Source organism: Pseudomonas sp. MC6 (assembly GCF_054790575.1).
This window is the reverse complement of record NZ_CP186504.1, coordinates 6,417,306-6,441,124: the sequence shown is the minus strand read 5'-3', so window position 1 is coordinate 6,441,124 and position 23,819 is coordinate 6,417,306. Positions and strand designations below refer to the sequence as shown.

Sequence of the window (23,819 nt, the reverse complement as noted above, 5' to 3'; positions counted from 1 at the left end):
CTTTCGTGAATTCAAGCGTCGACCACTGCATTTTTTGGCCAGACCTGTGCGTGAGCCAATGAAACCAAGGCTTCGCGCACTTGTGTCGGCGTATGACAAGGGGCTTGAAACGGCAACCAGTACAGCGCCTGACCGATGCGCAGGTGCATGCCTTCGGTGTCGATTCCGGCCAGTTGCGCCGGCACGGTTTTCGGCAGACCGGCAAGGTCGACGTAGTGCGCGATGGCTTTGGCGTGGTCGCTGTTCATGTGCTCGACCATGCTGATTTCAGCCTTGCCGGCGAACGGATTGGCCAGGGTCAGTTGATCGACCCAGTGGATCGCGCCGAAACCGCCGATGTAGCGATGACGCACCGGAGTCAGCACCCAGAAATCGAAATCGTGGGCCTTGTGGTAGTTCTGCGAATCCGGGAAAAAACGGTAGTACCGCTCGGCGGCGGCATCGATGGCAGCGGCATCTTCGAGCTTCTGCGCTTCGGCCAGATAAGTCAGGCGACCAACGGCTTGCACGTCATCGGCTTCGCGCTCCCCCACCAACATCGAGCATTTAGGGTCTTTTTGCAGGTTGTGGGTGTGCTGGGCGATGCGACTGATCAGGATCAGCGGCCGACCCTGCTCATCCAGGCAGTAAGGCACCACGGAGCCAAAGGGAAAACCGGGCATCGATTTGGAGTGGGTCGACAGCACTCCCCGGTATTCCTTGAGAAGCAATTCTCGGGCATTCTTCGCCACTTCAACGCTCAATTTATGACTCCTTAAATAGTATCCGTCGAAAAAACGGACGGGCGCCCGGGATCAAGTCCCCGTCACGCCAGCGGGCAATTCTCATGTGCACCCTGCCAAGGCCGGTGCAGATCGGGAGTCGCTGAAAACAAAAACTACTCAGACCTGCTATCGGGGCATGCGAATGCAACTCAACGACAAAGTAATCATTATCACTGGCGGATGCCAGGGTTTGGGCCGTTCGATGGCCGAGTATTTCGCCGGCAAAGGCGCGAAGCTGGCGTTGATCGACCTCAATCAGGAAAAGCTCGACGATGCGGTCGCGGCTTGCAAGGCCAAAGGCGTCGAGGCGCGCAGCTATCTGTGCAACGTGGCCAATGAAGAGCAGGTCGAGCACATGGTCGCTCAGGTCGCCGCCGATTTCGGCGCGATTCACGGCCTGATCAACAACGCCGGGATCCTCCGTGATGGCCTGCTGCTCAAGGTCAAGGACGGCGAAATGACCAAGATGAGCCTGGCACAGTGGCAGGCGGTGATCGACGTCAACCTGACCGGCGTGTTCCTCTGCACCCGTGAAGTGGCGGCGAAAATGGTCGAGCTGAAGACCAGCGGCGCGATCATCAACATCTCGTCGATCTCGCGGGCGGGCAACGTTGGCCAGACCAACTACTCGGCGGCCAAGGCCGGTGTTGCTGCAGCGACAGTGACCTGGGCCAAAGAGCTGGCGCGTTACGGCATTCGTGTCGCGGGGATTGCACCGGGCTTCATCGAAACCGAGATGACCCTGGGCATGAAACCGGAAGCGCTGGAGAAGATGACTTCGGGGATTCCGCTCAAGCGCATGGGCAAGCCGGAAGAGATCGCCCATTCGGCGGCGTACATTTTCGAAAACGACTATTACACCGGGCGGATTCTGGAGATGGATGGCGGGTTGCGGATCTAACCCCCACCACAAAACCCGTGTAGGAGTGAGCCTGCTCGCGATTGCAGTCATTCATTCAACAAATCTGTTGAATGGTATTCCGCTATCGCGAGCAGGCTCACTCCTACAGGTTTATTCAGTGTTGCGGATGCATCAATCGTCGCTGATGGTGATATTCGGCATCGCCGGCGTTGCCGCTTCCTGCAACACGATCCGTGCGCCGACGTGGCGGGCCAGTTCCTGATAGACCATGGCGATCTGGCTGTCCGGCTCGGCGATCACCGTTGGCTTGCCGCCATCGGCCTGCTCACGGATCAGCATCGACAGAGGCAGCGAAGCCAACAGCTCCACACCGTACTGGGTCGCCAGTTTCTCACCACCGCCCTCACCGAACAGATGCTCGGCATGCCCGCAGTTCGAGCAGATGTGCACGGCCATGTTTTCCACCACGCCCAGCACCGGAATGTTGACCTTGCGGAACATTTCCACGCCTTTGCGCGCGTCGAGCAAGGCCAGATCCTGTGGCGTGGTGACGATCACCGCACCGGCCACCGGGACTTTCTGTGCCAGGGTCAACTGGATGTCGCCGGTGCCTGGCGGCATGTCGATGACCAGATAATCCAGATCGCCCCACGCGGTTTGCGTGACCAGTTGCAGCAGCGCGCCGGACACCATCGGCCCGCGCCAGACCATCGGCGTGTTGTCGTCGGTCAGAAAGGCCATCGACATGACTTCAACGCCATGGGCCTTGAGCGGCACGAACCACTTCTGATCCTTGACCTCAGGGCGGGTGCGCTCGGGGATGCCGAACATGATGCCTTGGCTCGGGCCGTAGATGTCGGCGTCGAGAATCCCCACTTTGGCGCCTTCACGGGCCAGGGCCAGCGCGAGGTTGGCGGCGGTGGTCGACTTGCCCACACCGCCCTTGCCCGACGCCACGGCGACCACGTTCTTGACGTTGGCCAGCCCCGGGATCTGCGCTTGCGCCTTGTGCGCGGCAATCACTGTGTTGACCTCGACCTTGGCGACAACCACGCCGTCGAGGTTTTCGATGGCCAGTTGCAACAATTGCGCCCAGCCGCTCTTGAACAGACCGGCGGCGTAACCGATTTCCAGCTGCACGTTGACGCGGTCACCGACGATCTCGATGTGCTTCACGCAACCGGCGCTGACCGGATCCTGGTTCAGGTAAGGGTCGGTGTATTGGCTGAGGACGGCTTCCACCGCTGCGCGAGTGACGGCGCTCATGGGCAACTCCGATAACAAGACTGGGAAAAGATGGCGGGTATCCTACCCCTTCTGTCCTCCGGACGGCACGCCCGGCAACGATTTGCAGGGGTGAAATATCTTTCCCGGCGCTTTATAGTGGCCGACCTCCGTTTCATCAAGTAGCGAAGCCCCACATGTCCGAACCACGCAAGATCCTCGTCACCAGCGCCCTGCCCTACGCCAACGGTTCGATTCACCTTGGCCATATGCTGGAATACATCCAGACCGATATGTGGGTGCGCTTCCAGAAGCATCGCGGCAATCAATGCATTTACGTCTGCGCCGACGACGCCCACGGTTCGGCGATCATGCTGCGCGCGGAAAAGGAAGGCATCACCCCGGAACAACTGATCGCCAATGTGCAGGCTGAACACAGCGCCGACTTTGCCGAGTTCCTGGTTGATTTCGACAACTTCCACTCCACTCACGCCGAAGAAAACCGTGAGCTGTCGAGCCAGATCTACATCAAGCTGCGTGACGCCGGGCACATCGCCCAACGCTCGATCACCCAGTATTTCGACCCGGAAAAGAAAATGTTCCTGGCCGACCGCTTCATCAAGGGCACCTGCCCGAAATGCGGCACCGAAGACCAGTACGGCGACAACTGCGAAAAATGCGGCGCGACCTATGCACCAACTGATTTGAAGGATCCGAAATCTGCGATCTCTGGCGCCACTCCGGTGCTCAAGGATTCCCAGCACTTCTTCTTCAAGCTGCCGGACTTCCAGCAAATGCTGCAGACCTGGACCCGCAGCGGCACCCTGCAGGACGCCGTCGCCAACAAGATCGCCGAATGGCTGGACGCAGGCCTGCAACAGTGGGACATCTCCCGCGATGCGCCGTACTTCGGTTTCGAGATCCCGGGCGAGCCGGGCAAGTATTTCTATGTGTGGCTCGACGCGCCAATCGGCTACATGGCCAGCTTCAAGAACCTTTGCGACCGCACGCCGGATCTGGATTTCGACGCGTTCTGGGCCAAGGATTCCACCGCCGAGCTGTACCACTTCATCGGCAAGGACATCGTCAATTTCCACGCACTGTTCTGGCCGGCGATGCTTGAAGGCGCCGGTTACCGCAAGCCGACCGGCATCAACGTACACGGCTACCTGACCGTCAACGGCCAGAAAATGTCCAAGTCGCGCGGCACCTTCATCAAGGCCCGTACGTATCTGGATCACCTGTCGCCGGAATACCTGCGCTACTACTACGCAGCCAAACTGGGCCGTGGCGTCGATGACCTTGACCTGAACCTCGAAGATTTCGTGCAGAAGGTCAACTCCGACCTGGTCGGCAAAGTGGTCAACATCGCCAGCCGTTGCGCCGGTTTCATCCAGAAAGGTAACGGCGGCCTGCTGGTCGACACCAATGCTGCGCCGGAGCTGACTGAGGCTTTCCTCGCCGCAGCGCCAAGCATTGCGGATGCCTATGAAGCTCGCGACTTCGCCCGCGCCATGCGTGAAACCATGGCCCTCGCCGACCGCGCCAACGCCTGGATCGCCGACAAGGCACCGTGGTCGTTGAACAAGCAGGAAGGCAAACAGGATGAAGTCCAGGCGATCTGCGCCACCGCCATCAATCTGTTCCGCCAACTGGTGATCTTCCTCAAGCCGGTGCTGCCGCTGCTGGCCGCCGATGCCGAGGCGTTCCTCAATGTCGCCCCGCTGACCTGGAACGACCACACCACGCTGCTGGCCAACCACCAGCTCAACGAATTCAAACCGTTGATGACCCGCATCGACCCGGTAAAAGTACAAGCCATGAGCGACGCCTCGAAAGAAGACCTCACCGCCAGCCAGACCGACACCGGCGCCGCCGCCCCGGCCGGCAATGGCGAACTGGCCAAGGACCCGCTGTCGCCGGAAATCGACTTCGATGCCTTTGCCGCGATCGACCTGCGCGTCGCACTGATCGTCAAGGCCGAACACGTGGAAGGTGCTGACAAGCTGCTGCGTTTGACCCTCGACATCGGTGACGAGCAACGCAACGTGTTCTCGGGCATCAAGAGCGCATACCCGGACCCGTCCAAGCTCGATGGTCGCCTGACCATGATGATCGCCAACCTCAAGCCACGGAAAATGAAGTTCGGTATCTCCGAAGGCATGGTGATGGCAGCAGGCCCTGGCGGTGAAGAGATCTACCTGCTGAGCCCGGACAGCGGCGCCAAGCCGGGTCAGCGCATCAAGTAACACTCGGCGGCAGACCGATCCCACAGGCGTGCACCGCATGCCTGTGGGATTTTTCATATCTGGCCGGATAATGCCTAACCTTAAGAGACATCCGCCCGTTTCGCTGGCAGAACCATGACCGAACTCGTGCTTACGCTTATCAGTGCTGCGCTGCTCAACAACTTCGTGTTGCACTGGCCGCTGGGCGTCGATCCGCTGCTCGCGGCCAGTCGTCGACAGGTGCATGCGCTGGGGCTGGCGACGTTGTGTCTGATGCTGATCGTTGGCGTTACCAGTTACGCGGTCTGGCATTGGCTGCTGAGGCCGCTGCAACTTGAAGCCCTGCGCCTGTTCGTGTTTCTGCCGTTGAGTGTGTTGCTGATTGCGCCACTGTTGAAGCTGCTGGCGCGCAGGCTGCCGAATCTGCCTTTCGAAGGTTTGTGGCCATTGTTGCTGGGCAATGCCGGCGTGCTCGGGCTGGCACTGATCAATGCGCAAAACGATCGAGGTCTGCTGCAGGCGACCACTTTGAGCCTCGGTGCCGGGCTGGGTTTCTGGCTGGTACTGAGCCTGTTCCAGGATTTGCGTGAACGTACGGCCGACAACGATATTCCCCTGCCCTTTCGTGGCTTGCCGATCGATTTGATCAGCGCCGGATTGATCGCAGTGATTTTTCTCGGATTCAGTGGACTGATCAAAACATGAGTCTGATTCAACGCATCGATGCCCTTCTGCCGCAGACCCAGTGCGGCAAGTGCGGCCATCCCGGATGCAAGCCGTATGCGCAAGGCATCGTCGCAGGCGAGCCGATCAACAAGTGTCCGCCGGGTGGTGACGAAACCATCGCCGCGCTGGCTGAACTGTTGAAAGTACCGGTGCTGGAACTGGACATCAGTCGCGGCGCAGCGCCGGCGCAGGTGGCGTTCATCCGTGAAGCCGAATGCATTGGCTGCACCAAATGCATTCAGGCCTGCCCGATCGACGCGATCGTCGGCGCGGCGAAACTGATGCACACGGTGATCATTGACGAATGCACCGGTTGCGACCTGTGTGTTGCGCCGTGCCCGGTGGATTGCATCGAAATGCATCCATTGCCACCGAGCACGTTGCCGGTGGTTGGCGGTCTGGCATTCAATCTTGAAGAACAGCGCGCACGGGCGGCCAAACGCGATCACGCGCGTCAACGTTTCGAGCGTCGAAACGAGCGCTTGCAACGCGAAGAACAACAAAAGCAGGCAGAGCGTGAAGCGCGGGCAAAACGGGCGGCGCAACCTGAAGTGACTGCAACCGATCCGGTACAGGCAGCACTGGAACGGGTGCGTGCGCAGAAAGCGGCGACCGCTGATGCGGCGCTGAAGAAAGCCAAGATTGATGTGGCAATGAGCCGTGCGCAACTGCACAAATCGCTGAAGGCCTTCGGCCACCCGCCGACGTTCGAGCAGCAGGCGCAACTGATCGTATTGCAGCAGCAGTTCGAAGCCGCCGAACAAGCTCTGGCGGCCGTTGAAAGCAGCGCTACGCCAGCGCCCGTAGTGCCTGCCCCAGCCAAAGACGCTGATCTGAAACGGGCGAAGATTCAGTTGGCCATGCGCCGCGCTGAACTGAAAAAGGCACAAACCGCCGAAGCGGCGCCCGAGCAGATCGCCGCGCGGGAACAAGCATTGCGCGACGCCGAACAGGCCCTGCACGCCGCCGAAGCCACAAGCGATCAGCCGTTGCCTGACCTGGTGCGCGTCGAAAAACGCCCGATCGACAGCCAGCTTCGCCAGTTGAAAACCGAATTGGCCTACGCCCGCGCGGACCTCAACAAACTCGAACGTCGCGCCGACACGCCCATCGAAACCCTCGACAAGGCCCGCGCCCGCCTGCAAGACGCCGAGCGCCAGGTGCAAGATCATGTCGCCCCTTGAGGCACCGGACGATCGCCTGCCACAGGCGATGAAACTGGTGCTGCTCGCCGCCTTGCCGGGGCTGCTGACGCTGTTCTGGTTGTATGGCTGGGGCGTGTTAATCAATCTGCTGTTGGCGATCGTCACCGCGCTGGTAGTCGAGGCAACTGTCCTCCGACTGCGTCGACAGCCATTGCAGCCGACACTAAGTGACGGCAGTGCGCTGGTCAGCGCGACATTGCTGGCCGCCGCCCTGCCGCCTTATTGCCCGTGGTGGCTGACGGTGACGGCGATTGCCTCGGGTCTGTTGTTTGGCAAGCACTTGTACGGCGGCGTCGGTAGAAATCCATTCAATCCGGCGATGCTCGGGTTTGCCTTGGCCATGGTGATGTTCCCGCAGCCGATGACCCATTGGCCGGCCCATGGCCTGGATCTGACGGCAACGTTTCAACAGGTATTCGGCGCAGGCCAGGCGCCGGACGCCTGGGCGCAAGCTACCGTGCTGGACAGCCTGCGCATCAACAAAAGCCTGACCATGGACGAATTGTTCGCCAGCAATCCGGCGTTCGGTCGCTTTGGCGGCCACGGTGTGGAATGGGTGAATCTGGCGTTTCTCGCCGGCGGGCTGGTTTTGCTGCAGCGCCGGATCTTCGGTTGGCACGCACCAGCAGGCATGCTCGGCAGCCTGTTTGTTGTCAGCCTGCTGTTCTGGAATGGCTCCGGGTCGGACTCTCAGGGTTCGCCGCTGTTCCACCTGCTCAGTGGCGCGACCATGCTGGGCGCGTTCTTCATCATCACTGAACCGGTCTCCGGCGCCAGAACGGCGCTTGCCCGATTGCTGTTTGGCATCGGTGTCGGCTTACTGACTTACCTGATTCGCAGTTGGGGCGGTTACCCGGATGGCGTCGCGTTTGCAGTGCTACTGATGAACCTTTGCGTGCCGGCGCTGGAACGATTTTCCGCGAGTCGTCAGCCACAGGTGAGTTCATGAACCGCACGGCCAGCGCACTGACGTTATTCTTGTGGGCGGTGGTCGGCATTGGTGCGACGTACCTGCTGCAACGCAGCAGCGCACCGCAGATCGCTGCTGAGCAGCGCCTGGTCGACAGTCGCAAACTGCTCGACATGCTTCCCCCTGACAGCTACGACAACCAACCGCTGGAACGGCCAATTACACTGACCGATACCGGTCTGAGCCATAGCACGCTCGCGGCTGGTTACCGTATAACCAAGAATGGTCAAACCGTTGCAGTGTTGCTGCGTAACCAGACCGAGGGCTACGCCGGTGCCATTGAATTGCTGATTGCTATCGATGCCAACGGCAAGTTGCTCGGCGTGAAAACCCTCAAGCAAAACGAAACCCCGGCACTCGGTGGGCCCATTGGCGACTGGCCGAACCGCTGGCTTCAGGTTTTCAACGGCAAATCACGCGGTGAACCGAATGACGCTGGCTGGGCATTGAAAAAAGATCAGGGGCAGTTCGATCAAATCGCCGGTGCGACCATCACCTCTCGCGCGGCGATCAGCGCTATCCATGATGCCCTGCGCTACTTCGATGAACATCGGGCGGCACTGCTGGGGAGCGGAACATGAACCGCTCGGCAGCCCTTTCGAATGCTTTGATGCTGACACTGCTGCTTGGCACCAGTGACTCCTTGGCAGGCGCACTGGGGGCATTATTGATGTTCGCCAGTGTCGTGGGTCTGTATGGCCCGTGCATGCCTGTTTTACGGTCTCGCCTCACTGGCACAAGCGCATTGCTGGCCAGCCTGCTGCTCGCCGCGACTTTCACCAGTTGTGCAGACCTGTTGGCGCAACGCTGGTTTCTGCCCTGGCAGCAAACATTCGGCCTCTATGCCGGCCTGATAGCCTTGCAATGCGTGGCACTGGAGCACAATGGCTTCTGGCGCTCATCGCTGGTCGAGCGCTTGAAACTCTGCGGCATGTTCGGCGGATTGATGTTGCTGCTCGCCGGGCTGCGTGAACTCATCGGTCACGGTAGTCTCGGCCGGGGGCTGTCCGAAGACTGGCCAGGTCTAGTTGTGTTTAGCGAAGGCCTGCACCTGATCACCTTGATCCCCGGTGCTTTTATTTTGTTGGCGCTGCTGTTGGCGGCGCGCCAGGCGTTGATTCGCCCGAACTCGATATCCAAGGAAACGCATCGCCCATGAATGCCGCAAAACGTCTGGAGATTTTCCGCCGCCTGCACGAAGACAATCCGGAGCCGAAGACCGAACTGGCCTACTCCTCACCGTTCGAGCTGTTGATCGCCGTGATTCTTTCGGCGCAGTCGACTGACGTCGGTGTCAACAAAGCCACGGCGAAGCTGTTTCCGGTGGCCAATACGCCGGCGGCGATCCACGCTTTAGGGGTCGAAGGTCTATCGGAATACATCAAGACGATCGGTCTCTACAACAGCAAGGCCAGGAACGTCATCGAAACCTGCCGCCTGCTGGTCGAACGCCATGGCAGTGTAGTTCCGCAAACCCGTGAAGAGCTCGAATCCTTGCCGGGAGTGGGCCGCAAGACCGCCAACGTCGTACTCAACACGGCATTCCGCCAACTGACCATGGCCGTCGACACCCACATCTTTCGCGTCAGCAACCGCACCGGCATCGCACCGGGCAAAAATGTGGTCGAAGTGGAAAACAAGCTGATGAAATTTGTACCCAAGGAATTCCTGCTCGACTCTCATCACTGGCTGATTCTTCACGGTCGCTACGTGTGTCTTGCCCGCAAGCCACGGTGTGGGAGTTGTCGGATCGAAGACTTGTGCGAGTACAAAGACAAAACTTCTGACGATTGACCGGCTATTGGAATAGTTGATAAGTCGATTGAAAAAATCTTTTTTACCCGCTGCAGGAATGTCGATATAAGGAGCGCCAGAGGCATTCTTAGCCGGGAGTTAGCTGATGAGTAGCGACAAAGAGACACTGGATGTAGATGACGATCTCACTGCGGAAACTGATGATGCCGAACCTGTGGTCGAAGTCGCCAAGACCAATCTCAGCAAGCGCCGTACGATCGATAACCTGCTTGAGGAGCGCCGACTGCAAAGGCAATTGGCCGATTACGATTTTGATCTCTGATACTTGAAAGCCTCCCGAACCGGAGGCTTTTCTCTTTGTACGGCTAGCTGAGCTTGATCGGCCCATGACCCCGTCAGCCATCGATAGATTCAGACCAGACCATTGCGCTGCGCCAATTCGATCAGATCAACCAGAGAACGCGCATTGAGCTTCAACAACAAGCGCGTCTTGTAAGTGCTCACGGTTTTGTTGCTCAAAAACATGCCATCTGCAATTTCCTTGTTGGTTTTGCCCCGCGCCAACTGCTGCAGCACCATCATTTCCCGACCGGACAGACGATCCACCATATCGGCTTCACTCGCATTGCCCAGACTTGTACGCACGGTATGCAAAGCCTGATTGGGAAAATAACTGTAGCCGGACAATACGGCCTTGATTGCGCTGAGCAACTCGGTCAAGTCCTGCTGTTTGCACACATAGCCGGCCGCCCCCGACTGCATGCAGCGCATGGAAAAGTGCCCGGGAGCCTGGGAAGTCAGAACCAGTACCTTAATCGGCATGGCCGTTGAAGTCAGGCGTGCGATAACTTCCAGACCATCAAGTTTTGGTATTCCAATGTCCAGAATGACAATATCCGGCATTTGTTCTCGAGCAAGTTGTAATGCATCCACACCGTTATCAGTTTCTGCGATGACTTCGTAGCCATGACGTTCCATCAGCATACGTACCGCAAGACGAATGACAGGGTGATCATCCACGATCAGCACTTTATTCATGGGCAAGTCCAGTTTCGCTGTTCGAATTTTTAGAACACGCACAATAGCCCAGTCACTTGCTCTATGGCATGCCAGTGTTAACACGCACTTGCATCGAGAGACATGCCCTACATCCATCGCGGATTAATCCTACAAAAAACCTCCGTCCATCTAAACATCCGACACCGCAGACTCTTTCGCCGGAGGCAAAAATTCTCTTTTCAACCTGTTACAGACTACGATCACCGGTGCAAAACCCACACCTCGCCGCTGCAGCTCATTGCGCCCGAACGGCGCTGGCGCCCGGGCCTATGTGCGCGCCTGAAAAATATCGGAATATCGGAAACACAAAGCAACAGCGGTGGCACCGGCACTATAACGCTGGGAAAAACATAAACACTTGAAACAAGATATTTATACCAAGCACTATACTTTTGCTATAAAAACAAACACTGAATCCAAACTATCTATGCCCAACCAATACGAACTTATTAACCATGAGAAAGACCAGGCAAAAGAGTACAAACATGCTAAAAATAAAAAAAAAGATCAGCAACCCAATGACCGTCATTGCCATATTTGCGGCCATCTCTGAAACATCAGCCGCTGTATCTCTGCCTTTCCTTGACAACAAGGACAGGGAAATCTATGTGTGGTTCCTGATCAGCTTTCCATTTTACTTGCTATTTCTTTTCTTTATTACCTTGAATTTCAACTACCGTTCCCTCTATTCACCTTCCGATTTCGGTAAAGACAAGAACTTCCTGAAGGTAATCGATACCAATGATCGCGAGAACAAACGACACACCTCGACGCAAGAACCTGGCACACCAGGTACATTCGGGTTCTCCAGTTGTATAGTGCCGAGCGAAACTGGCACTGTCGAATGCAAAGACTCGTGCAAAGTACACAACGCACCTGACCCGCCTGCGGACAGCAACGTAAAACCGAGCCTGATTGTTCAGCACAACATTCAGTTGCCCGCATCGATCAGTAATTTGCATCTCATAGATGCCAGAGATGTCGATGCATCGAGAGAGTTAGCCACAATGGTGGAAAATATCCGCAACCTGGACAGGAAAACGGCCCGTGTGGTCGTCTTTCTTTCCAATCATGTGTCGGATGTTTTACTGACGCAAAATGCACTACTGCAAATAAGGCACATAAAGAAAGGCTCTGGCAACACACTGTGCATTGTTTATAACCTGTGCTCACAAGCGGTGACACTACTGGGGCGGGCCTGAAGGCGGAGTCATTGCCCCACGCGCGAAACCCTGAACATGACTCGAACAGAAACAACCAAAGAATTTACGTAAAAAGGGCGGCGTTGTCTCAATGACAAGGCCGCCCTTTTCATTGCGCGTCAGTCTGTAACACTCAGAACAGCTTGCGGCCCTTGTTGGCAGCAATGCGCATGCGCAGCGCGTTGAGCTTGATGAAGCCCGCCGCGTCGGCCTGGTTGTAAGCACCGCCATCTTCTTCGAAGGTCGCGATGTTGGCGTCGAACAGCGAATCGTCGGACTTGCGGCCAGTGACGATCACGTTGCCTTTGTACAGCTTCAGGCGGACGACACCGTTCACGTTAACCTGGGAAGCATCGATCATCTGTTGCAGCATCAGACGTTCAGGGCTCCACCAGTAACCGGTGTAGATCAGGCTGGCATATTTCGGCATCAGCTCGTCTTTGAGGTGAGCGACTTCGCGGTCCAGGGTGATCGATTCGATGGCGCGGTGAGCGCGCAGCATGATGGTGCCGCCCGGGGTTTCATAGCAGCCACGGGACTTCATGCCGACGTAACGGTTTTCGACGATGTCGAGACGGCCGATACCATGAGCGCCACCGATCTTGTTCAGCGTTGCCAGCACGGTGGCCGGGGTCATTTCGACGCCGTCCAGTGCAACGATGTCGCCGTTACGGTAGGTCAGTTCCAGGTACTGTGGTTTATCAGGAGCGTTCTCCGGGGAGACGGTCCATTTCCACATGTCTTCTTCGTGCTCGGTCCAGGTGTCTTCCAGCACGCCGCCTTCATAAGAGATGTGCAGCAGGTTGGCGTCCATCGAGTACGGCGACTTCTTCTTGCCGTGACGCTCGATCGGGATCGCGTGCTTTTCGGCGTAGTCCATCAGCTTCTCGCGGGACAGCAGGTCCCACTCGCGCCAAGGAGCAATCACTTTAACGCCAGGCTTGAGTGCGTAGGCACCCAGTTCGAAACGCACCTGGTCGTTGCCCTTGCCGGTGGCGCCATGGGAAATGGCGTCAGCGCCGGTTTCGTTGGCGATTTCGATCAGACGTTTGGCGATCAGCGGACGTGCGATGGAAGTACCCAGCAGGTACTCGCCTTCGTAAACGGTGTTGGCGCGGAACATCGGGTACACGAAATCACGCACGAACTCTTCGCGCAGATCATCGATGTAGATTTCTTTGACGCCCATGGCCTGAGCCTTGGCGCGCGCCGGCTCGACCTCTTCGCCCTGACCCAGGTCAGCGGTGAAAGTCACCACTTCACAATTATAAGTATCCTGCAGCCACTTGAGGATCACCGAAGTGTCCAGGCCGCCGGAATACGCCAGAACGACCTTGTTTACGTCCGCCATGCCATCACTCCACGGGGTTCTACGGAAAGCCGAGGAGTCTACCGCCCAAACGCGATAATTTACAGAGGCGCGACAGCTTAAGACGACAAAGCGACAGAATCTGTCGAGAGCGCGACGATGACCGGCAGGTCAGGAAGTCGCTGCAGTACTGGCTGGCGTGCTCGCTTGCGGTGCTGGAGCGGTCACTGGAGCCACGCGCGCCAGTTTGACATTGACCCTACGGTTCTTCGCACGATTGGCCGCATTGGTGTTCGGCACGATCGGATATTGCTCGCCATGGAAGCGCACGGTGATCTGCGATTCCTGAATGCCGTTGGCCTTGAAGAAGTCGACCACTGCCAGCGCTCGGCGGCGCGACAGTTCACGGTTGGTCAGACGATTACCGCTGTTGTCGGAATGGCCATCGAGTTCGATGTGATTGACCGTCGGATCGGCCTTCATGAATTCGAGCATCACTTGCAGCTTGGCCTTGGCGGCGGCATCGAGGTCAACGCCCTCGCCGGGGAAGCCGATCTGCGACTGCTTGATCTGGTCGAAATTCTGCGGAAGCAATTTCGCTACACAAGTCTGATAGTCGTTAAACGCCTTGCTGAATTTCACCGGCAATAAACGCACTTCCGAGACACGGCCATCGCCAGACGCGCGACGTACAACCGGGCTGCGACCGTCCAGCAAACCACTGATCAGACCGCCGGCCTGCGACTGTGAGCTGCTGAACAGCACGTTGCCACTGCCGAGCCTCACGGAGCCCAGATTGATGTCACCACGCCCCGGCTGCCAAGGTGCAGCCGCCGCGAGCAACGTCGCCGAACCACCGCCAAGCATGGCGTTGTAGGCGTTCAGGCGGAAGATCGCCTGCTCGCCCGCCTTGCGCACGAACTCACCCGAGCCGAAATCGGTGATCGGTTGGGTCAGACGACATTCGAACTTGTCGCCGGCGACCGTCCACTCAATGTTCTCCAGACGGGTCTGGTACGTGAGCGCCATCGCGGGGAGGCTGGCAAACACACTGAGCAAGGCTAAATAACGCTGGCGCACGGGAGGCTCCATTGGCTTCTGAAACACAAAGACCGATTCACACTATGTTTACGGCATACCTACGGGATATCGGAAGGTTCCCGCAAAACTTGATAGCGAGTGCCTGCAAGAGTCTTTTCCGGTAGCATTCGCCTCAGTTTGACCCGCCTGGAATCCCCTCATGTCCGACCGCCTGACCCTGCTGCGTCCCGACGACTGGCACATTCATCTTCGCGATGGTGCCGTGTTGACCAATACCGTTGCCGATGTTGCGCGCACTTTTGGCCGCGCGATCATCATGCCCAACCTGGTACCTCCGGTGCGCAACGCCGCTGAAGCCGACGGCTATCGCCAGCGGATTCTCGCTGCCCGCCCGGCCGGCAGTCGCTTTGAGCCGCTGATGGTGCTGTACCTCACCGACCGCACCCAGCCTGAAGAAATTCGTGAAGCCAAGGCCAGTGGTTTTGTCTACGCCGCCAAGCTGTACCCGGCCGGCGCGACCACCAACTCCGACTCCGGCGTGACCAGCATCGACAAGATTCTGCCGGCGATCGAAGCCATGGCCGAAGTCGGCATGCCGCTGTTGATCCACGGTGAAGTCACCCGTGGCGACGTCGATGTGTTCGACCGCGAAAAGATTTTCATCGATGAGCACATGCGCCGCGTCGTCGAGCGCTTCCCGACGCTGAAAGTGGTGTTCGAACACATCACCACCGGCGACGCCGTGCAGTTCGTCAACGAGGCTTCGGCCAACGTCGGCGCGACCATCACTGCGCATCACCTGCTGTACAACCGCAACCACATGTTGGTTGGCGGGATTCGGCCGCATTTCTACTGCCTGCCGATTCTCAAGCGCAATACACATCAGGAAGCCCTGCTCGACGCCGCCACCAGTGGCAGCGCCAAGTTCTTCCTCGGCACCGATTCGGCGCCACATGCGCAGCACGCCAAAGAAGCCGCTTGCGGTTGCGCCGGCTGCTACACCGCGTACGCCGCCATCGAGATGTATGCCGAAGCCTTCGAACAGCGGAACGCGCTGGACAAGCTCGAAGCCTTCGCCAGCCTCAACGGCCCGCGTTTCTACGGCCTGCCGGCGAACACCGACCGCATCACCCTGGTTCGTGAAGAATGGACCGCCCCGACCAGCCTGCCTTTCGGCGAGCTGACCGTTATCCCGCTGCGCGCCGGTGAAAAACTGCGCTGGCGCCTGCTGGAGGAACACGCGTGAGTGAAGACCATTTCGACGACGAACTGGACGGTCAAAGTGGTGGTGGCGGTTCCCGTCACCCGATGGCAGCACGCTTTCGCGGCTACCTGCCGGTTGTCGTCGACGTAGAAACCGGCGGCTTCAACTCGGCCACCGATGCGTTGCTGGAGATTGCCGCGACCACCATCGCCATGGATGAAAAGGGTTTCGTTTACCCGGATCACACCTACTTCTTCCGCGTTGAGCCATTCGAAGGCGCCAACATCGAAGCAGCGGCGCTGGAGTTCACCGGGATCAAGCTCGATCACCCGCTGCGCATGGCCGTCAGCGAAGAAACCGCACTGACCGACATCTTCCGTGGCATCCGCAAGGCGCTGAAGGCCAACGGCTGCAAGCGCGCGATTCTGGTCGGCCACAACAGCAGCTTCGACCTCGGCTTCCTGAACGCGGCGGTCGCACGTCTGGACATGAAGCGCAACCCGTTCCACCCGTTCTCCAGCTTTGACACCGCGACGCTGGCCGGTCTTGCCTACGGTCAAACCGTACTGGCAAAAGCCTGCCAAGCCGCCGACATCGATTTCGACGGCCGTGAAGCGCACTCGGCGCGTTACGACACCGAAAAAACCGCTGAGCTGTTCTGCGGCATCGTCAATCGCTGGAAACAGATGGGTGGCTGGGAAGATTTCGACGACTGATTGATGGTCGTCGGATAAATCCCGCGCATAAAAAAACCGGCTCAATGAGCCGGTTTTTTTGTACCTCGACGTTGCGCCTTACAGGGCAGCAGCGTTCTCGGTCAGGTAAGCCGCAACGCCTTCTGGCGAAGCGTTCATGCCTTTGTCGCCTTTTTTCCAGTTGGCAGGGCAGACTTCGCCGTGCTCTTCGTGGAATTGCAGAGCGTCGACCAGACGGATCAGCTCTTCCATGTTACGGCCCAGTGGCAGGTCGTTGATGATCTGCGAGCGAACAACGCCTTTGTCGTCGATCAGGAACGCGCCACGGAAAGCCACGCCGCCTTCGGATTCAACGTCGTAGGCTTTGGCGATGTCGTGCTTCATGTCAGCAGCCATGGTGTATTTCACCTGGCCGATGCCGCCATTGTTCACTGGGGTGTTGCGCCATGCGTTGTGAGTGAAGTGCGAGTCGATCGACACAGCGATCACTTCAACGTTGCGTGCCTTGAAGTCGGCCATGCGGTTGTCCAGAGCGATCAGCTCGGACGGGCAGACGAAGGTGAAGTCCAGTGGGTAGAAGAACACCAGGCCGTATTTGCCTTTGATGGCCGAGGACAGGGTGAAGCTGTCAACGATCTCGCCATTGCCGAGTACGGCCGGGACGGTGAAGTCAGGGGCTTGTTTGCCTACGAGTACGCTCATTGATATCTCCTGGTGTAAAAACTTGAAGTTCAGGGTCCGCGCCAGCCTGCCACCCTCAGGCGACAGCCCTGTGACACGAACCCCCTTCGCAAGGGCCGACCATCATACACTGCGAATTTGGCCTGTCCTTAACGGTTTTTCAAAGCAGACGCATAACGGTGCTGCATTTACGGGGCCAGGCAAATCGCCAGCAAATACCGTTCGTCAGTGATGGCTGTGAATCAGCAGAAGCGTTCCGAAAGCACTTTGACAATCATTCTCGTTAACATTAAGATCCATCGCAATTGAGTCACAACCAGCGACGGTTCTCACTTATGTATGTTTGTCTCTGCACTGGCGTCACCGACGGACAGATCCGCGAAGCGATCTATGAAGGTTGCTGCAGCTATAAAGAAGTCCGCCAGGCCACCGGCGTCGCCAGCCAATGCGGCAAATGTGCCTGCCTTGCCAAGGAAGTGGTCCGCGAAACCCTGACCAAGCTGCAAACGTCCCAGGCTGCGATCCCCTATCCGGTAGAATTTACTGCCGCGTAATACCCCCTATTTCAAAGAACCGGACTTATGTCCGGTTTTTTTATGCCTGAAAATCAATTGCTTAGCGTCCAGACGCGGAACACAAACATTCTTATTCCGATTAATTTTCATATATTATTCAATAACTTAGGTTTGACACTTATAAGTACGAAGCTCAAACTCTGCCGTATATACAGCGAATACAGGGCAGGACTCCGATCATGAAAGGCGACATTACAGTCATCCAGCATCTCAACAAGATCCTTGCCAATGAGCTGGTCGCGATCAATCAGTACTTCCTGCATGCGCGCATGTATGAAGATTGGGGTCTGAACAAGCTCGGCAAGCACGAATACAAAGAATCCATCGACGAGATGAAACACGCGGACAAGCTGATCAAGCGCATCCTGTTCCTCGAAGGCCTGCCGAACGTGCAGGATCTGGGCAAGCTGCACATCGGCGAGCACACCAAGGAAATGCTTGAGTGCGACCTGCGTATCGAGAAGACCGGCCACGCTGACCTGAAGACCGCGATCGCGCATTGCGAAACCGTCGGTGACTTCGGTAGCCGTGAACTGCTTGAAGACATTCTCGAATCCGAAGAAGAACATATCGACTGGCTGGAAACCCAACTGGGCCTGATCGATAAAGTAGGTCTTGAGAACTATCTGCAATCGCAGATGGGCGAAGAGTAAGCGCTGCCGCCGGCTGCGATCGCTTCAGATTGCACCGGCAACTTGCAGTAACTTTTCGAACGCACTAAAAAGCCCCGCCCTCTTTCGAGTGGCGGGGCTTTTTATTGGCTGAAGATCAGAAGATCGCAGCCTCGTTTCACTCGACAGCTCCTACACAAGCAGGAAGTGTCGGGTGAGACCCAGCCTTATCAGGCTTCGGACTTGTTCGCCGCTGCCGCTTCAACAGCCGACTTGATGGTGGTTTGCAACGAACCATCTGCAGCCATCTCGGTCATGATGTCGCTACCGCCGACCAGCTCACCGCCAACCCACAGTTGCGGGAAAGTCGGCCAGTTGGCGTACTTAGGCAGGTTGGCGCGGATTTCCGGGTTCTGCAGGATGTCCACGTACGCAAACTTTTCGCCACACGCCATCACAGCCTGTGCAGCTTTCGCGGAAAAGCCACACTGTGGGGCATTCGGCGAGCCTTTCATGTAAAGCAGAATGGTGTTGTTGGCAATCTGCTCTTTAATCGTTTCGATGATATCCATGGAGCACCTCGGCTGAACTTTCCGACTCATGGGTCGGCACGGTGACGCATTGTAACGGAATCCCGAGCGCCATGCTCGGTCTCCCCGACAGTCACGTTCAGGCCGCTGCCACCGTGACTGGCACGCCATTAAGCGCCGCGTTACCCGACAACTCATCAAGCTGGCATTCATCGGTCAGGTCATTGGCACTCGATCCGGGCTGGCCACTGGCAATCGCCATTTTCACACCTGGGCGCGCATGGCCCCAGCCGTGCGGCAAACTGACCACGCCTTTCATCATGTCCAGACTGCCGAGCACTTCCACCTCGATCTGGCCGACCCGCGAACTGACACGCACAAGCTGACCATCGTTGAGCCCACGACTGGCGAGATCATCCGGGTGCATCAGCAACTGATGACGCGGCTTGCCCTTCACCAGACGGTGATAGTTGTGCATCCACGAATTGTTGCTGCGTACGTGGCGACGGCCAATCATCAACAGTTCATCGACGGCCGGCGCCTGCAAGGCAGCGAAACGTGCAAGGTCAGCGAGAATCTCTGGCGGAGCGGCCTGCACGCGCTGATTCGGCGTTTTCAAGCGCGACGCCAGATTCGCTTTCAGCGCACCCAGATCAATCCCGTGCGGATGATCGAACAACGTCGCCAGTGACAGCTTTTGCTCAGACGCGTCGCCGTACATCCCCATACGCAGGCCCATGTCGATCATCTTCGCCGGTGGCATGGTCGGCTTCAGCTCTTTACCGGTCTTCTCGGCGAAAGCCTTGGCCAGGCCGACGAAGATCTCCCAGTCATGTAAAGCGCCCTCTGGCTTGGCGAGGATCGCGCGGTTGAAGCGGGTTACGTTACGCACCGCGAACAGATTGAACGTCGTGTCGTAGTGATCGTTTTCCAGCGCCGAGGTCGACGGCAGAATCAGGTCGGCATAGCGCGTGGTTTCGTTGATGTACAGATCGATGCTGACCATGAACTCCAGACCGTCCAGCGCCTGCTCCAGTTGCCGCCCGTTCGGCGTCGACAACACCGGGTTGCCAGCGACGGTGATCAGCGCACGAATCTGGCCCTCGCCTTCGGTAAGCATTTCTTCGGCCAGCGCCGAGACCGGTAACTCGCCGCCATACTCGGGACGCCCGGAAACGCGACTCTGCCATTTGTTGAAATGCCCGCCAGAAGTCGACGCCACCAGATCCACCGCAGGTTCGGTGCACAGTGCGCCGCCGACGCGATCAAGATTACCGGTGACCAGGTTGATCAATTGCACCACCCAGTGGCACAGGGTGCCGAAGGCTTGGGTCGAGACGCCCATCCGTCCGTAACACACCGCACTCGGCGCTGCGGCGAAGTCGCGGGCCAGTTGGCGGATCTGCTCAGCAGGCACGGCGCACAGCGGGCTCATGGCTTCAGCAGTGAAACCTGCGACGGCTGCACGCACTTCGTCCATACCATCAACCGGCAGATGACTGTCGCGGGTCAGGCCTTCACTGAACAGCGTGTTGAGCACGCCAAACAACAACGCCGCATCGCCGCCCGGGCGCACAAACAAGTGCTGATCAGCCATGGCCGCCGTCTCGCTGCGCCGTGGATCGACCACAACGACTTTACCGCCGCGCGCCTGGATTGCCTTTAAACGTTTCTCAACATCCGGCACGGTCATAATGCTGCCGTTGGACGCCAGCGGATTGCCGCCGAGGATCAGCATGAAATCGGTGTGATCGATGTCCGGAATCGGCAGCAACAAGCCGTGGCCGTACATCAAATAGCTGCTCAGGTGATGCGGCAACTGATCGACCGACGTCGCGGAGAAGCGATTACGCGTCTTCAACAACCCAAGGAAATAGTTGCTGTGGGTCATCAACCCGTAATTGTGCACGCTCGGGTTGCCCTGATAGACCGCCACTGCATTCTGCCCATGACGCTCCTGAATTGCCGCCAGTTTCTCGGCCACCAGCGTAAACGCCTCGTCCCACTCGATCGGCAGCCACTCACTGCCCACCCGGCGCATCGGCTGACGCAGACGATCCGGATCGTTCTGGATATCTTGCAGCGCCACGGCTTTGGGGCAGATATGGCCACGGCTGAAGATGTCGAGCGAATCGCCTTTGATCGAGGTGATCGCGACGTTGCCGTCGGTTTCGGTGGTCTCTATGGTCAGACCACAAATGGCTTCACACAGGTGGCAGGCACGGTGATGGAGAGTCTTGGTCATGGCCAGTCTCTGTCTTGTTCTGGGCGGGTAATCACGCCCGCGGGAACAAAACTATGGCCCCGGGGCCGTTCAGGCGCCAGCGACGTTCGTCTTGTGAATCGACGCCTATCAGGTGAGCCGATAAACCGCCATGATCAGTTCGACGGCAACTGCGGCGGCGCGGCCAGCTGAATTTCCTGGATGGTTTCGATCTGCTCGTGGGCGACGTGCACGCCGGTGAGTTCGCCGATCAATCGCCAGTGTTCGTCGAGGTCGGCGCTGATGGTCGCCATGCGATCGATCATATGGCGACCGGCGCTCTTCACCACTTCGTCTTCGCTGCGCAGCAGTTCGAAAGACATTGAGGTGACCGACGCGGTGAGATGAGTCAGTGAGCGAGCCGTGTGGCCCAGCAATTCCATTAACAGTTTTTCTTTCGATTCCATGCGGAGGCTTCCTGCGTCGCTCGAAACTTATTTATAACCCAGCACTTTGCTTTAGCAAATGTTTCAGCCAGAGCATCCGACCAAATGATGGCATGGCGCCACGGTCGTAAACCGACCCAAGCGATACGATCCCCGCCACGCCGCATTGCCAAGCCCTGCGAGGCCAGTGTACAAAGAGTCTCGCGGCGCCTCTGAACCAGGCTGAAAATACGCGACTGCAACATCCAGTGCACCCTTCGATTCCCGCAAAAACCGTAGTCTATTGGAAAAACGCGACATTTAGTGTCAATATCGCGCCTCCCCCTATTTCGTCGCCCCGTGCGGCTTACGCCGCAGGTCTCGCCCGTTGTTCAGTTAAACAAGGCTTTGAGCATCTGCGGTTTGTAGCAAAAAGGTAGTCAATGATGAGCGCAAGGCACTTTCTCTCCCTGATGGATTGCACGCCCGAAGAGCTGGTCAGCGTGATCCGTCGAGGCGTTGAGCTCAAGGACCTGCGTAACCGCGGCGTACTGTTCGAGCCTCTGAAAAACCGCGTGCTGGGCATGATCTTCGAGAAATCCTCGACCCGCACCCGGATCTCGTTCGAGGCCGGCATGATCCAGCTCGGCGGCCAGGCGATCTTCCTGTCGCCGCGCGACACTCAACTGGGCCGTGGCGAGCCGATCGGCGACTGCGCCATCGTCATGTCGAGCATGCTCGATGCGGTGATGATCCGTACCTTTGCCCACAGCACCTTGACCGAATTCGCCGCCAACTCGCGCGTACCAGTGATCAACGGCCTGTCCGATGACCTGCATCCGTGTCAGTTGCTGGCCGACATGCAGACGTTCCTTGAGCATCGTGGCTCGATCCAGGGCAAAACCGTGGCCTGGATCGGCGACGGCAACAACATGTGCAACAGCTATATAGAAGCGGCGATCCAGTTCGACTTCCAGTTGCGCGTCGCCTGCCCGGAAGGCTACGAACCAAATCCTGAGTTCGTCGCCAAGGCCGGCGATCGCGTGACCATCGTTCGCGATCCGGCCGACGCCGTGCGCGGCGCGCACCTGGTGAGCACCGATGTCTGGACTTCGATGGGTCAGGAAGAGGAAACTGCCAAGCGCCTCAAGCTGTTCGCGCCGTTCCAGGTCAACCGTGCCCTGCTCGACCTCGCTGCCGAGGACGTGCTGTTCATGCATTGCCTGCCAGCGCACCGTGGCGAAGAAATCAGTCTCGACCTGCTTGATGACCCGCGCTCCGTCGCCTGGGATCAGGCAGAAAACCGTCTCCACGCACAGAAGGCCCTGCTCGAGTTCCTCGTCGAACCGGCATATCACCACGCATGAGCCATGAATTACTGCTGAACCTGCGCAACCTCGCTTGCGGTTATCAAGATCAACGTGTGGTGCAGAACCTCAATCTGCACCTCAACGCCGGCGACATCGGCTGCCTGCTCGGCTCGTCCGGCTGCGGAAAGACCACCACCCTGCGCGCCATCGCCGGTTTCGAACCGGTGCACGAAGGTGAGATCACCCTCGGTGGCGAAACCATTTCCAGCGCCGGTTTCACCCTGGCGCCGGAGAAACGCCGGATCGGCATGGTGTTCCAGGATTACGCGCTGTTCCCGCACCTGAGCGTCGCCGACAACATCGCCTTCGGTATTCGCAAGCATCCGAACAAGGAGCGCGTCACCGAAGAGCTGCTCGAACTGGTCAATCTGAAGAACCTTGGAAAGCGCTTCCCGCACGAGTTGTCCGGCGGCCAGCAACAGCGCGTCGCCCTCGCCCGAGCCTTGGCGCCGGAACCGCAACTGCTGCTGCTCGATGAGCCGTTCTCCAACCTCGATGGCGAACTGCGGCGCAAGCTCAGCCATGAAGTGCGCGACATCCTCAAGGCTCGTGGCACCAGTGCGATTCTGGTGACTCACGACCAGGAAGAAGCCTTTGCCGTCAGCGACCACGTTGGCGTGTTCAAGGAAGGTCGACTGGAACAGTGGGATACGCCGTACAACCTCTATCACGAGCCGGCAACGCCTTACGTGGCCAGCTTCATCGGTCAGGGTTACTTTATTCGCGGCCAGCTCGGCAGCCCGGAATCGGTGCAGACCGAACTGGGTGAGTTGCGCGGCAATCGCGCTTATACATGGCCGATTGGCGGCGCGGTGGATGTGCTGTTGCGTCCGGATGACATTGTGTATGCGCCGGACAGTGCGCTGAAAGCGCGGATTGTCGGCAAGACGTTCCTTGGCGCGTCGACGCTGTATCGTCTGCAATTGCCGACGGGCGCGCAGCTGGAATCGATCTTCCCAAGCCATGCGGATCATCAGGTTGGCGCGGAAGTGGGAATTCGTGTTGCCGCCGAACACCTGGTGTTGTTCCAGGCATCGGGCAGCACCGCCGCACAAATCCCGGCTGCGGAAAACGGCGTCCGCCGCTACAGCACCGCCCTCTGATCTGCTCTGGATCAAAACTGTGGGAGCGAGCCTGCTCGCGAATGCAATGTATCAGTCACAGATGATTTGACTGACCG

The 23,819-nt window shown here is 58.2% G+C and carries 25 protein-coding genes; 16 read left to right on the top strand and 9 right to left on the bottom strand.

Features of this window, described 5'->3' with window-relative positions:
- Nucleotides 1-11: 11 nt before the first annotated feature.
- Nucleotides 12-743 (bottom strand): HugZ family pyridoxamine 5'-phosphate oxidase, encoded by a 732-nt coding sequence (locus ACOYXE_RS28960; protein ID WP_160059233.1) that lies wholly within the window; start codon nucleotides 741-743, stop codon nucleotides 12-14.
- 163 nt (nucleotides 744-906) lie between these two features.
- Between ACOYXE_RS28960 and ACOYXE_RS28955 the strand changes: the two genes are divergently transcribed.
- Nucleotides 907-1,665 (top strand): SDR family oxidoreductase, encoded by a 759-nt coding sequence (locus tag ACOYXE_RS28955; protein WP_160059234.1) that lies wholly within the window; start codon nucleotides 907-909, stop codon nucleotides 1,663-1,665.
- Nucleotides 1,666-1,797: 132 nt separating this feature from the next.
- Here the strand turns inward: ACOYXE_RS28955 and apbC are convergent, their stop codons facing one another.
- Nucleotides 1,798-2,892 carry an iron-sulfur cluster carrier protein ApbC gene (apbC, locus tag ACOYXE_RS28950; RefSeq protein WP_160059235.1) on the bottom strand — a complete coding sequence of 365 codons (1,095 nt, stop codon included), beginning with the start codon at nucleotides 2,890-2,892 and terminating at the stop codon, nucleotides 1,798-1,800.
- 155 nt (nucleotides 2,893-3,047) lie between these two features.
- Here apbC and metG point away from each other — a divergent pair, with 155 nt between their 5' ends.
- The 8 genes from metG (at nucleotide 3,048) to ACOYXE_RS28910 (ending at nucleotide 10,056) form a co-directional block, all read left to right on the top strand.
- On the top strand, nucleotides 3,048-5,099 hold the full coding sequence (gene metG, locus ACOYXE_RS28945) for a methionine--tRNA ligase (RefSeq protein WP_160059236.1): 2,052 nt from the start codon (nucleotides 3,048-3,050) through the stop codon (nucleotides 5,097-5,099).
- 114 nt (nucleotides 5,100-5,213) lie between these two features.
- A complete protein-coding gene (locus ACOYXE_RS28940) occupies nucleotides 5,214-5,783 on the top strand; it encodes an electron transport complex protein RnfA (RefSeq protein ID WP_160059237.1) in 570 nt (189 codons plus the stop codon).
- Nucleotides 5,780-6,988, top strand: coding sequence for an electron transport complex subunit RsxB (gene rsxB / locus ACOYXE_RS28935; RefSeq protein WP_460927197.1), 1,209 nt, complete (start codon nucleotides 5,780-5,782; stop codon nucleotides 6,986-6,988). The genes ACOYXE_RS28940 and rsxB overlap by 4 nt, the downstream gene beginning before the upstream one ends.
- Nucleotides 6,975-7,958, top strand: a complete 984-nt coding sequence (locus tag ACOYXE_RS28930) for an RnfABCDGE type electron transport complex subunit D (protein WP_160059239.1) — start codon at nucleotides 6,975-6,977, stop codon at nucleotides 7,956-7,958. Before rsxB ends, ACOYXE_RS28930 begins: the two co-directional genes overlap by 14 nt.
- Nucleotides 7,955-8,560, top strand: coding sequence for an RnfABCDGE type electron transport complex subunit G (locus ACOYXE_RS28925; RefSeq protein WP_460927194.1), 606 nt, complete (start codon nucleotides 7,955-7,957; stop codon nucleotides 8,558-8,560). Before ACOYXE_RS28930 ends, ACOYXE_RS28925 begins: the two co-directional genes overlap by 4 nt.
- Entirely contained in the window at nucleotides 8,557-9,138 is a 582-nt protein-coding gene (locus tag ACOYXE_RS28920) for an Rnf-Nqr domain containing protein (protein WP_160059241.1), read from the top strand. The genes ACOYXE_RS28925 and ACOYXE_RS28920 overlap by 4 nt, the downstream gene beginning before the upstream one ends.
- Complete coding sequence (gene nth, locus ACOYXE_RS28915; protein WP_160059242.1) at nucleotides 9,135-9,773, top strand: endonuclease III; 639 nt, start codon at nucleotides 9,135-9,137, stop codon at nucleotides 9,771-9,773. The genes ACOYXE_RS28920 and nth overlap by 4 nt, the downstream gene beginning before the upstream one ends.
- Nucleotides 9,774-9,879: 106 nt before the next feature.
- Nucleotides 9,880-10,056 (top strand): PA3496 family putative envelope integrity protein, encoded by a 177-nt coding sequence (locus tag ACOYXE_RS28910; protein WP_174244477.1) that lies wholly within the window; start codon nucleotides 9,880-9,882, stop codon nucleotides 10,054-10,056.
- Between the two features lie 89 nt (nucleotides 10,057-10,145).
- Here the strand turns inward: ACOYXE_RS28910 and ACOYXE_RS28905 are convergent, their stop codons facing one another.
- Nucleotides 10,146-10,772, bottom strand: coding sequence for a response regulator transcription factor (locus ACOYXE_RS28905; protein WP_007916656.1), 627 nt, complete (start codon nucleotides 10,770-10,772; stop codon nucleotides 10,146-10,148).
- 506 nt (nucleotides 10,773-11,278) lie between these two features.
- On the opposite strand from ACOYXE_RS28905, the gene ACOYXE_RS28900 reads away from it, so the two are divergent.
- Nucleotides 11,279-11,995: a hypothetical protein gene (locus ACOYXE_RS28900; RefSeq protein ID WP_160059243.1), complete on the top strand. Its 717-nt coding sequence runs from the start codon at nucleotides 11,279-11,281 to the stop codon at nucleotides 11,993-11,995.
- A 133-nt stretch (nucleotides 11,996-12,128) separates the two neighbouring features.
- On the opposite strand, the gene ACOYXE_RS28895 is transcribed toward ACOYXE_RS28900, so the two are convergent.
- The gene (locus ACOYXE_RS28895) at nucleotides 12,129-13,346 is read right to left on the bottom strand and encodes an argininosuccinate synthase (RefSeq protein ID WP_016986656.1); all 1,218 of its coding nucleotides are present in this window, start codon (nucleotides 13,344-13,346) and stop codon (nucleotides 12,129-12,131) included.
- A gap of 129 nt (nucleotides 13,347-13,475) precedes the next feature.
- Nucleotides 13,476-14,384: a flagellar protein MotY gene (locus ACOYXE_RS28890; RefSeq protein ID WP_160059244.1), complete on the bottom strand. Its 909-nt coding sequence runs from the start codon at nucleotides 14,382-14,384 to the stop codon at nucleotides 13,476-13,478.
- A gap of 160 nt (nucleotides 14,385-14,544) precedes the next feature.
- Here ACOYXE_RS28890 and pyrC point away from each other — a divergent pair, with 160 nt between their 5' ends.
- The gene (pyrC, locus tag ACOYXE_RS28885) at nucleotides 14,545-15,591 is read left to right on the top strand and encodes a dihydroorotase (RefSeq protein ID WP_007916661.1); all 1,047 of its coding nucleotides are present in this window, start codon (nucleotides 14,545-14,547) and stop codon (nucleotides 15,589-15,591) included.
- The gene (gene rnt / locus ACOYXE_RS28880) at nucleotides 15,588-16,265 is read left to right on the top strand and encodes a ribonuclease T (RefSeq protein WP_007916667.1); all 678 of its coding nucleotides are present in this window, start codon (nucleotides 15,588-15,590) and stop codon (nucleotides 16,263-16,265) included. Before pyrC ends, rnt begins: the two co-directional genes overlap by 4 nt.
- Before the next feature lie 78 nt (nucleotides 16,266-16,343).
- On the opposite strand, the gene ACOYXE_RS28875 is transcribed toward rnt, so the two are convergent.
- Nucleotides 16,344-16,946 carry a peroxiredoxin gene (locus ACOYXE_RS28875; RefSeq protein WP_003227723.1) on the bottom strand — a complete coding sequence of 201 codons (603 nt, stop codon included), beginning with the start codon at nucleotides 16,944-16,946 and terminating at the stop codon, nucleotides 16,344-16,346.
- A gap of 314 nt (nucleotides 16,947-17,260) precedes the next feature.
- Between ACOYXE_RS28875 and ACOYXE_RS28870 the strand changes: the two genes are divergently transcribed.
- Both ACOYXE_RS28870 and bfr read left to right on the top strand, forming a co-directional pair.
- Nucleotides 17,261-17,479, top strand: coding sequence for a bacterioferritin-associated ferredoxin (locus ACOYXE_RS28870; RefSeq protein WP_160059245.1), 219 nt, complete (start codon nucleotides 17,261-17,263; stop codon nucleotides 17,477-17,479).
- Between the two features lie 200 nt (nucleotides 17,480-17,679).
- Nucleotides 17,680-18,153, top strand: a complete 474-nt coding sequence (gene bfr / locus ACOYXE_RS28865; RefSeq protein WP_007916671.1) for a bacterioferritin — start codon at nucleotides 17,680-17,682, stop codon at nucleotides 18,151-18,153.
- 188 nt (nucleotides 18,154-18,341) lie between these two features.
- On the opposite strand, the gene grxD is transcribed toward bfr, so the two are convergent.
- The 3 genes from grxD to ACOYXE_RS28850 all read right to left on the bottom strand — a co-directional run bounded on the left by grxD (nucleotide 18,342) and on the right by ACOYXE_RS28850 (nucleotide 21,311).
- Nucleotides 18,342-18,683, bottom strand: coding sequence for a Grx4 family monothiol glutaredoxin (gene grxD / locus ACOYXE_RS28860; protein ID WP_007916674.1), 342 nt, complete (start codon nucleotides 18,681-18,683; stop codon nucleotides 18,342-18,344).
- 97 nt (nucleotides 18,684-18,780) lie between these two features.
- Nucleotides 18,781-20,886: a molybdopterin oxidoreductase family protein gene (locus ACOYXE_RS28855; protein WP_460927187.1), complete on the bottom strand. Its 2,106-nt coding sequence runs from the start codon at nucleotides 20,884-20,886 to the stop codon at nucleotides 18,781-18,783.
- A 134-nt stretch (nucleotides 20,887-21,020) separates the two neighbouring features.
- A complete protein-coding gene (locus tag ACOYXE_RS28850; RefSeq protein ID WP_460927185.1) occupies nucleotides 21,021-21,311 on the bottom strand; it encodes a hypothetical protein in 291 nt (96 codons plus the stop codon).
- A gap of 404 nt (nucleotides 21,312-21,715) precedes the next feature.
- On the opposite strand from ACOYXE_RS28850, the gene argF reads away from it, so the two are divergent.
- Both argF and ACOYXE_RS28840 read left to right on the top strand, forming a co-directional pair.
- Nucleotides 21,716-22,636, top strand: coding sequence for an ornithine carbamoyltransferase (gene argF / locus ACOYXE_RS28845; RefSeq protein WP_042704963.1), 921 nt, complete (start codon nucleotides 21,716-21,718; stop codon nucleotides 22,634-22,636).
- Nucleotides 22,633-23,742 (top strand): ABC transporter ATP-binding protein, encoded by a 1,110-nt coding sequence (locus tag ACOYXE_RS28840; protein ID WP_160059247.1) that lies wholly within the window; start codon nucleotides 22,633-22,635, stop codon nucleotides 23,740-23,742. The genes argF and ACOYXE_RS28840 overlap by 4 nt, the downstream gene beginning before the upstream one ends.
- The last annotated feature ends 77 nt before the right edge of the window (nucleotides 23,743-23,819 follow it).

Excerpts from the sequence above, each read along its gene's own strand:
- ACOYXE_RS28955 (WP_160059234.1), top strand. The coding sequence starts at position 907 with ATGCAACTCAACGACAAAGTAATCATTATCACTGGCGGATGCCAGGGT.
- apbC (WP_160059235.1), bottom strand. The coding sequence starts at position 2,892 with ATGAGCGCCGTCACTCGCGCAGCGGTGGAAGCCGTCCTCAGCCAATAC.
- metG (WP_160059236.1), top strand. The coding sequence starts at position 3,048 with ATGTCCGAACCACGCAAGATCCTCGTCACCAGCGCCCTGCCCTACGCC.
- ACOYXE_RS28940 (WP_160059237.1), top strand. The coding sequence starts at position 5,214 with ATGACCGAACTCGTGCTTACGCTTATCAGTGCTGCGCTGCTCAACAAC.
- rsxB (WP_460927197.1), top strand. The coding sequence starts at position 5,780 with ATGAGTCTGATTCAACGCATCGATGCCCTTCTGCCGCAGACCCAGTGC.
- ACOYXE_RS28930 (WP_160059239.1), top strand. The coding sequence starts at position 6,975 with ATGTCGCCCCTTGAGGCACCGGACGATCGCCTGCCACAGGCGATGAAA.
- ACOYXE_RS28925 (WP_460927194.1), top strand. The coding sequence starts at position 7,955 with ATGAACCGCACGGCCAGCGCACTGACGTTATTCTTGTGGGCGGTGGTC.
- ACOYXE_RS28920 (WP_160059241.1), top strand. The coding sequence starts at position 8,557 with ATGAACCGCTCGGCAGCCCTTTCGAATGCTTTGATGCTGACACTGCTG.
- nth (WP_160059242.1), top strand. The coding sequence starts at position 9,135 with ATGAATGCCGCAAAACGTCTGGAGATTTTCCGCCGCCTGCACGAAGAC.
- ACOYXE_RS28910 (WP_174244477.1), top strand. The coding sequence starts at position 9,880 with ATGAGTAGCGACAAAGAGACACTGGATGTAGATGACGATCTCACTGCG.
- ACOYXE_RS28905 (WP_007916656.1), bottom strand. The coding sequence starts at position 10,772 with ATGAATAAAGTGCTGATCGTGGATGATCACCCTGTCATTCGTCTTGCG.
- ACOYXE_RS28900 (WP_160059243.1), top strand. The coding sequence starts at position 11,279 with ATGCTAAAAATAAAAAAAAAGATCAGCAACCCAATGACCGTCATTGCC.
- ACOYXE_RS28895 (WP_016986656.1), bottom strand. The coding sequence starts at position 13,346 with ATGGCGGACGTAAACAAGGTCGTTCTGGCGTATTCCGGCGGCCTGGAC.
- pyrC (WP_007916661.1), top strand. The coding sequence starts at position 14,545 with ATGTCCGACCGCCTGACCCTGCTGCGTCCCGACGACTGGCACATTCAT.
- ACOYXE_RS28875 (WP_003227723.1), bottom strand. The coding sequence starts at position 16,946 with ATGAGCGTACTCGTAGGCAAACAAGCCCCTGACTTCACCGTCCCGGCC.
- ACOYXE_RS28870 (WP_160059245.1), top strand. The coding sequence starts at position 17,261 with ATGTATGTTTGTCTCTGCACTGGCGTCACCGACGGACAGATCCGCGAA.
- bfr (WP_007916671.1), top strand. The coding sequence starts at position 17,680 with ATGAAAGGCGACATTACAGTCATCCAGCATCTCAACAAGATCCTTGCC.
- grxD (WP_007916674.1), bottom strand. The coding sequence starts at position 18,683 with ATGGATATCATCGAAACGATTAAAGAGCAGATTGCCAACAACACCATT.
- ACOYXE_RS28855 (WP_460927187.1), bottom strand. The coding sequence starts at position 20,886 with ATGACCAAGACTCTCCATCACCGTGCCTGCCACCTGTGTGAAGCCATT.
- ACOYXE_RS28850 (WP_460927185.1), bottom strand. The coding sequence starts at position 21,311 with ATGGAATCGAAAGAAAAACTGTTAATGGAATTGCTGGGCCACACGGCT.
- argF (WP_042704963.1), top strand. The coding sequence starts at position 21,716 with ATGAGCGCAAGGCACTTTCTCTCCCTGATGGATTGCACGCCCGAAGAG.
- ACOYXE_RS28840 (WP_160059247.1), top strand. The coding sequence starts at position 22,633 with ATGAGCCATGAATTACTGCTGAACCTGCGCAACCTCGCTTGCGGTTAT.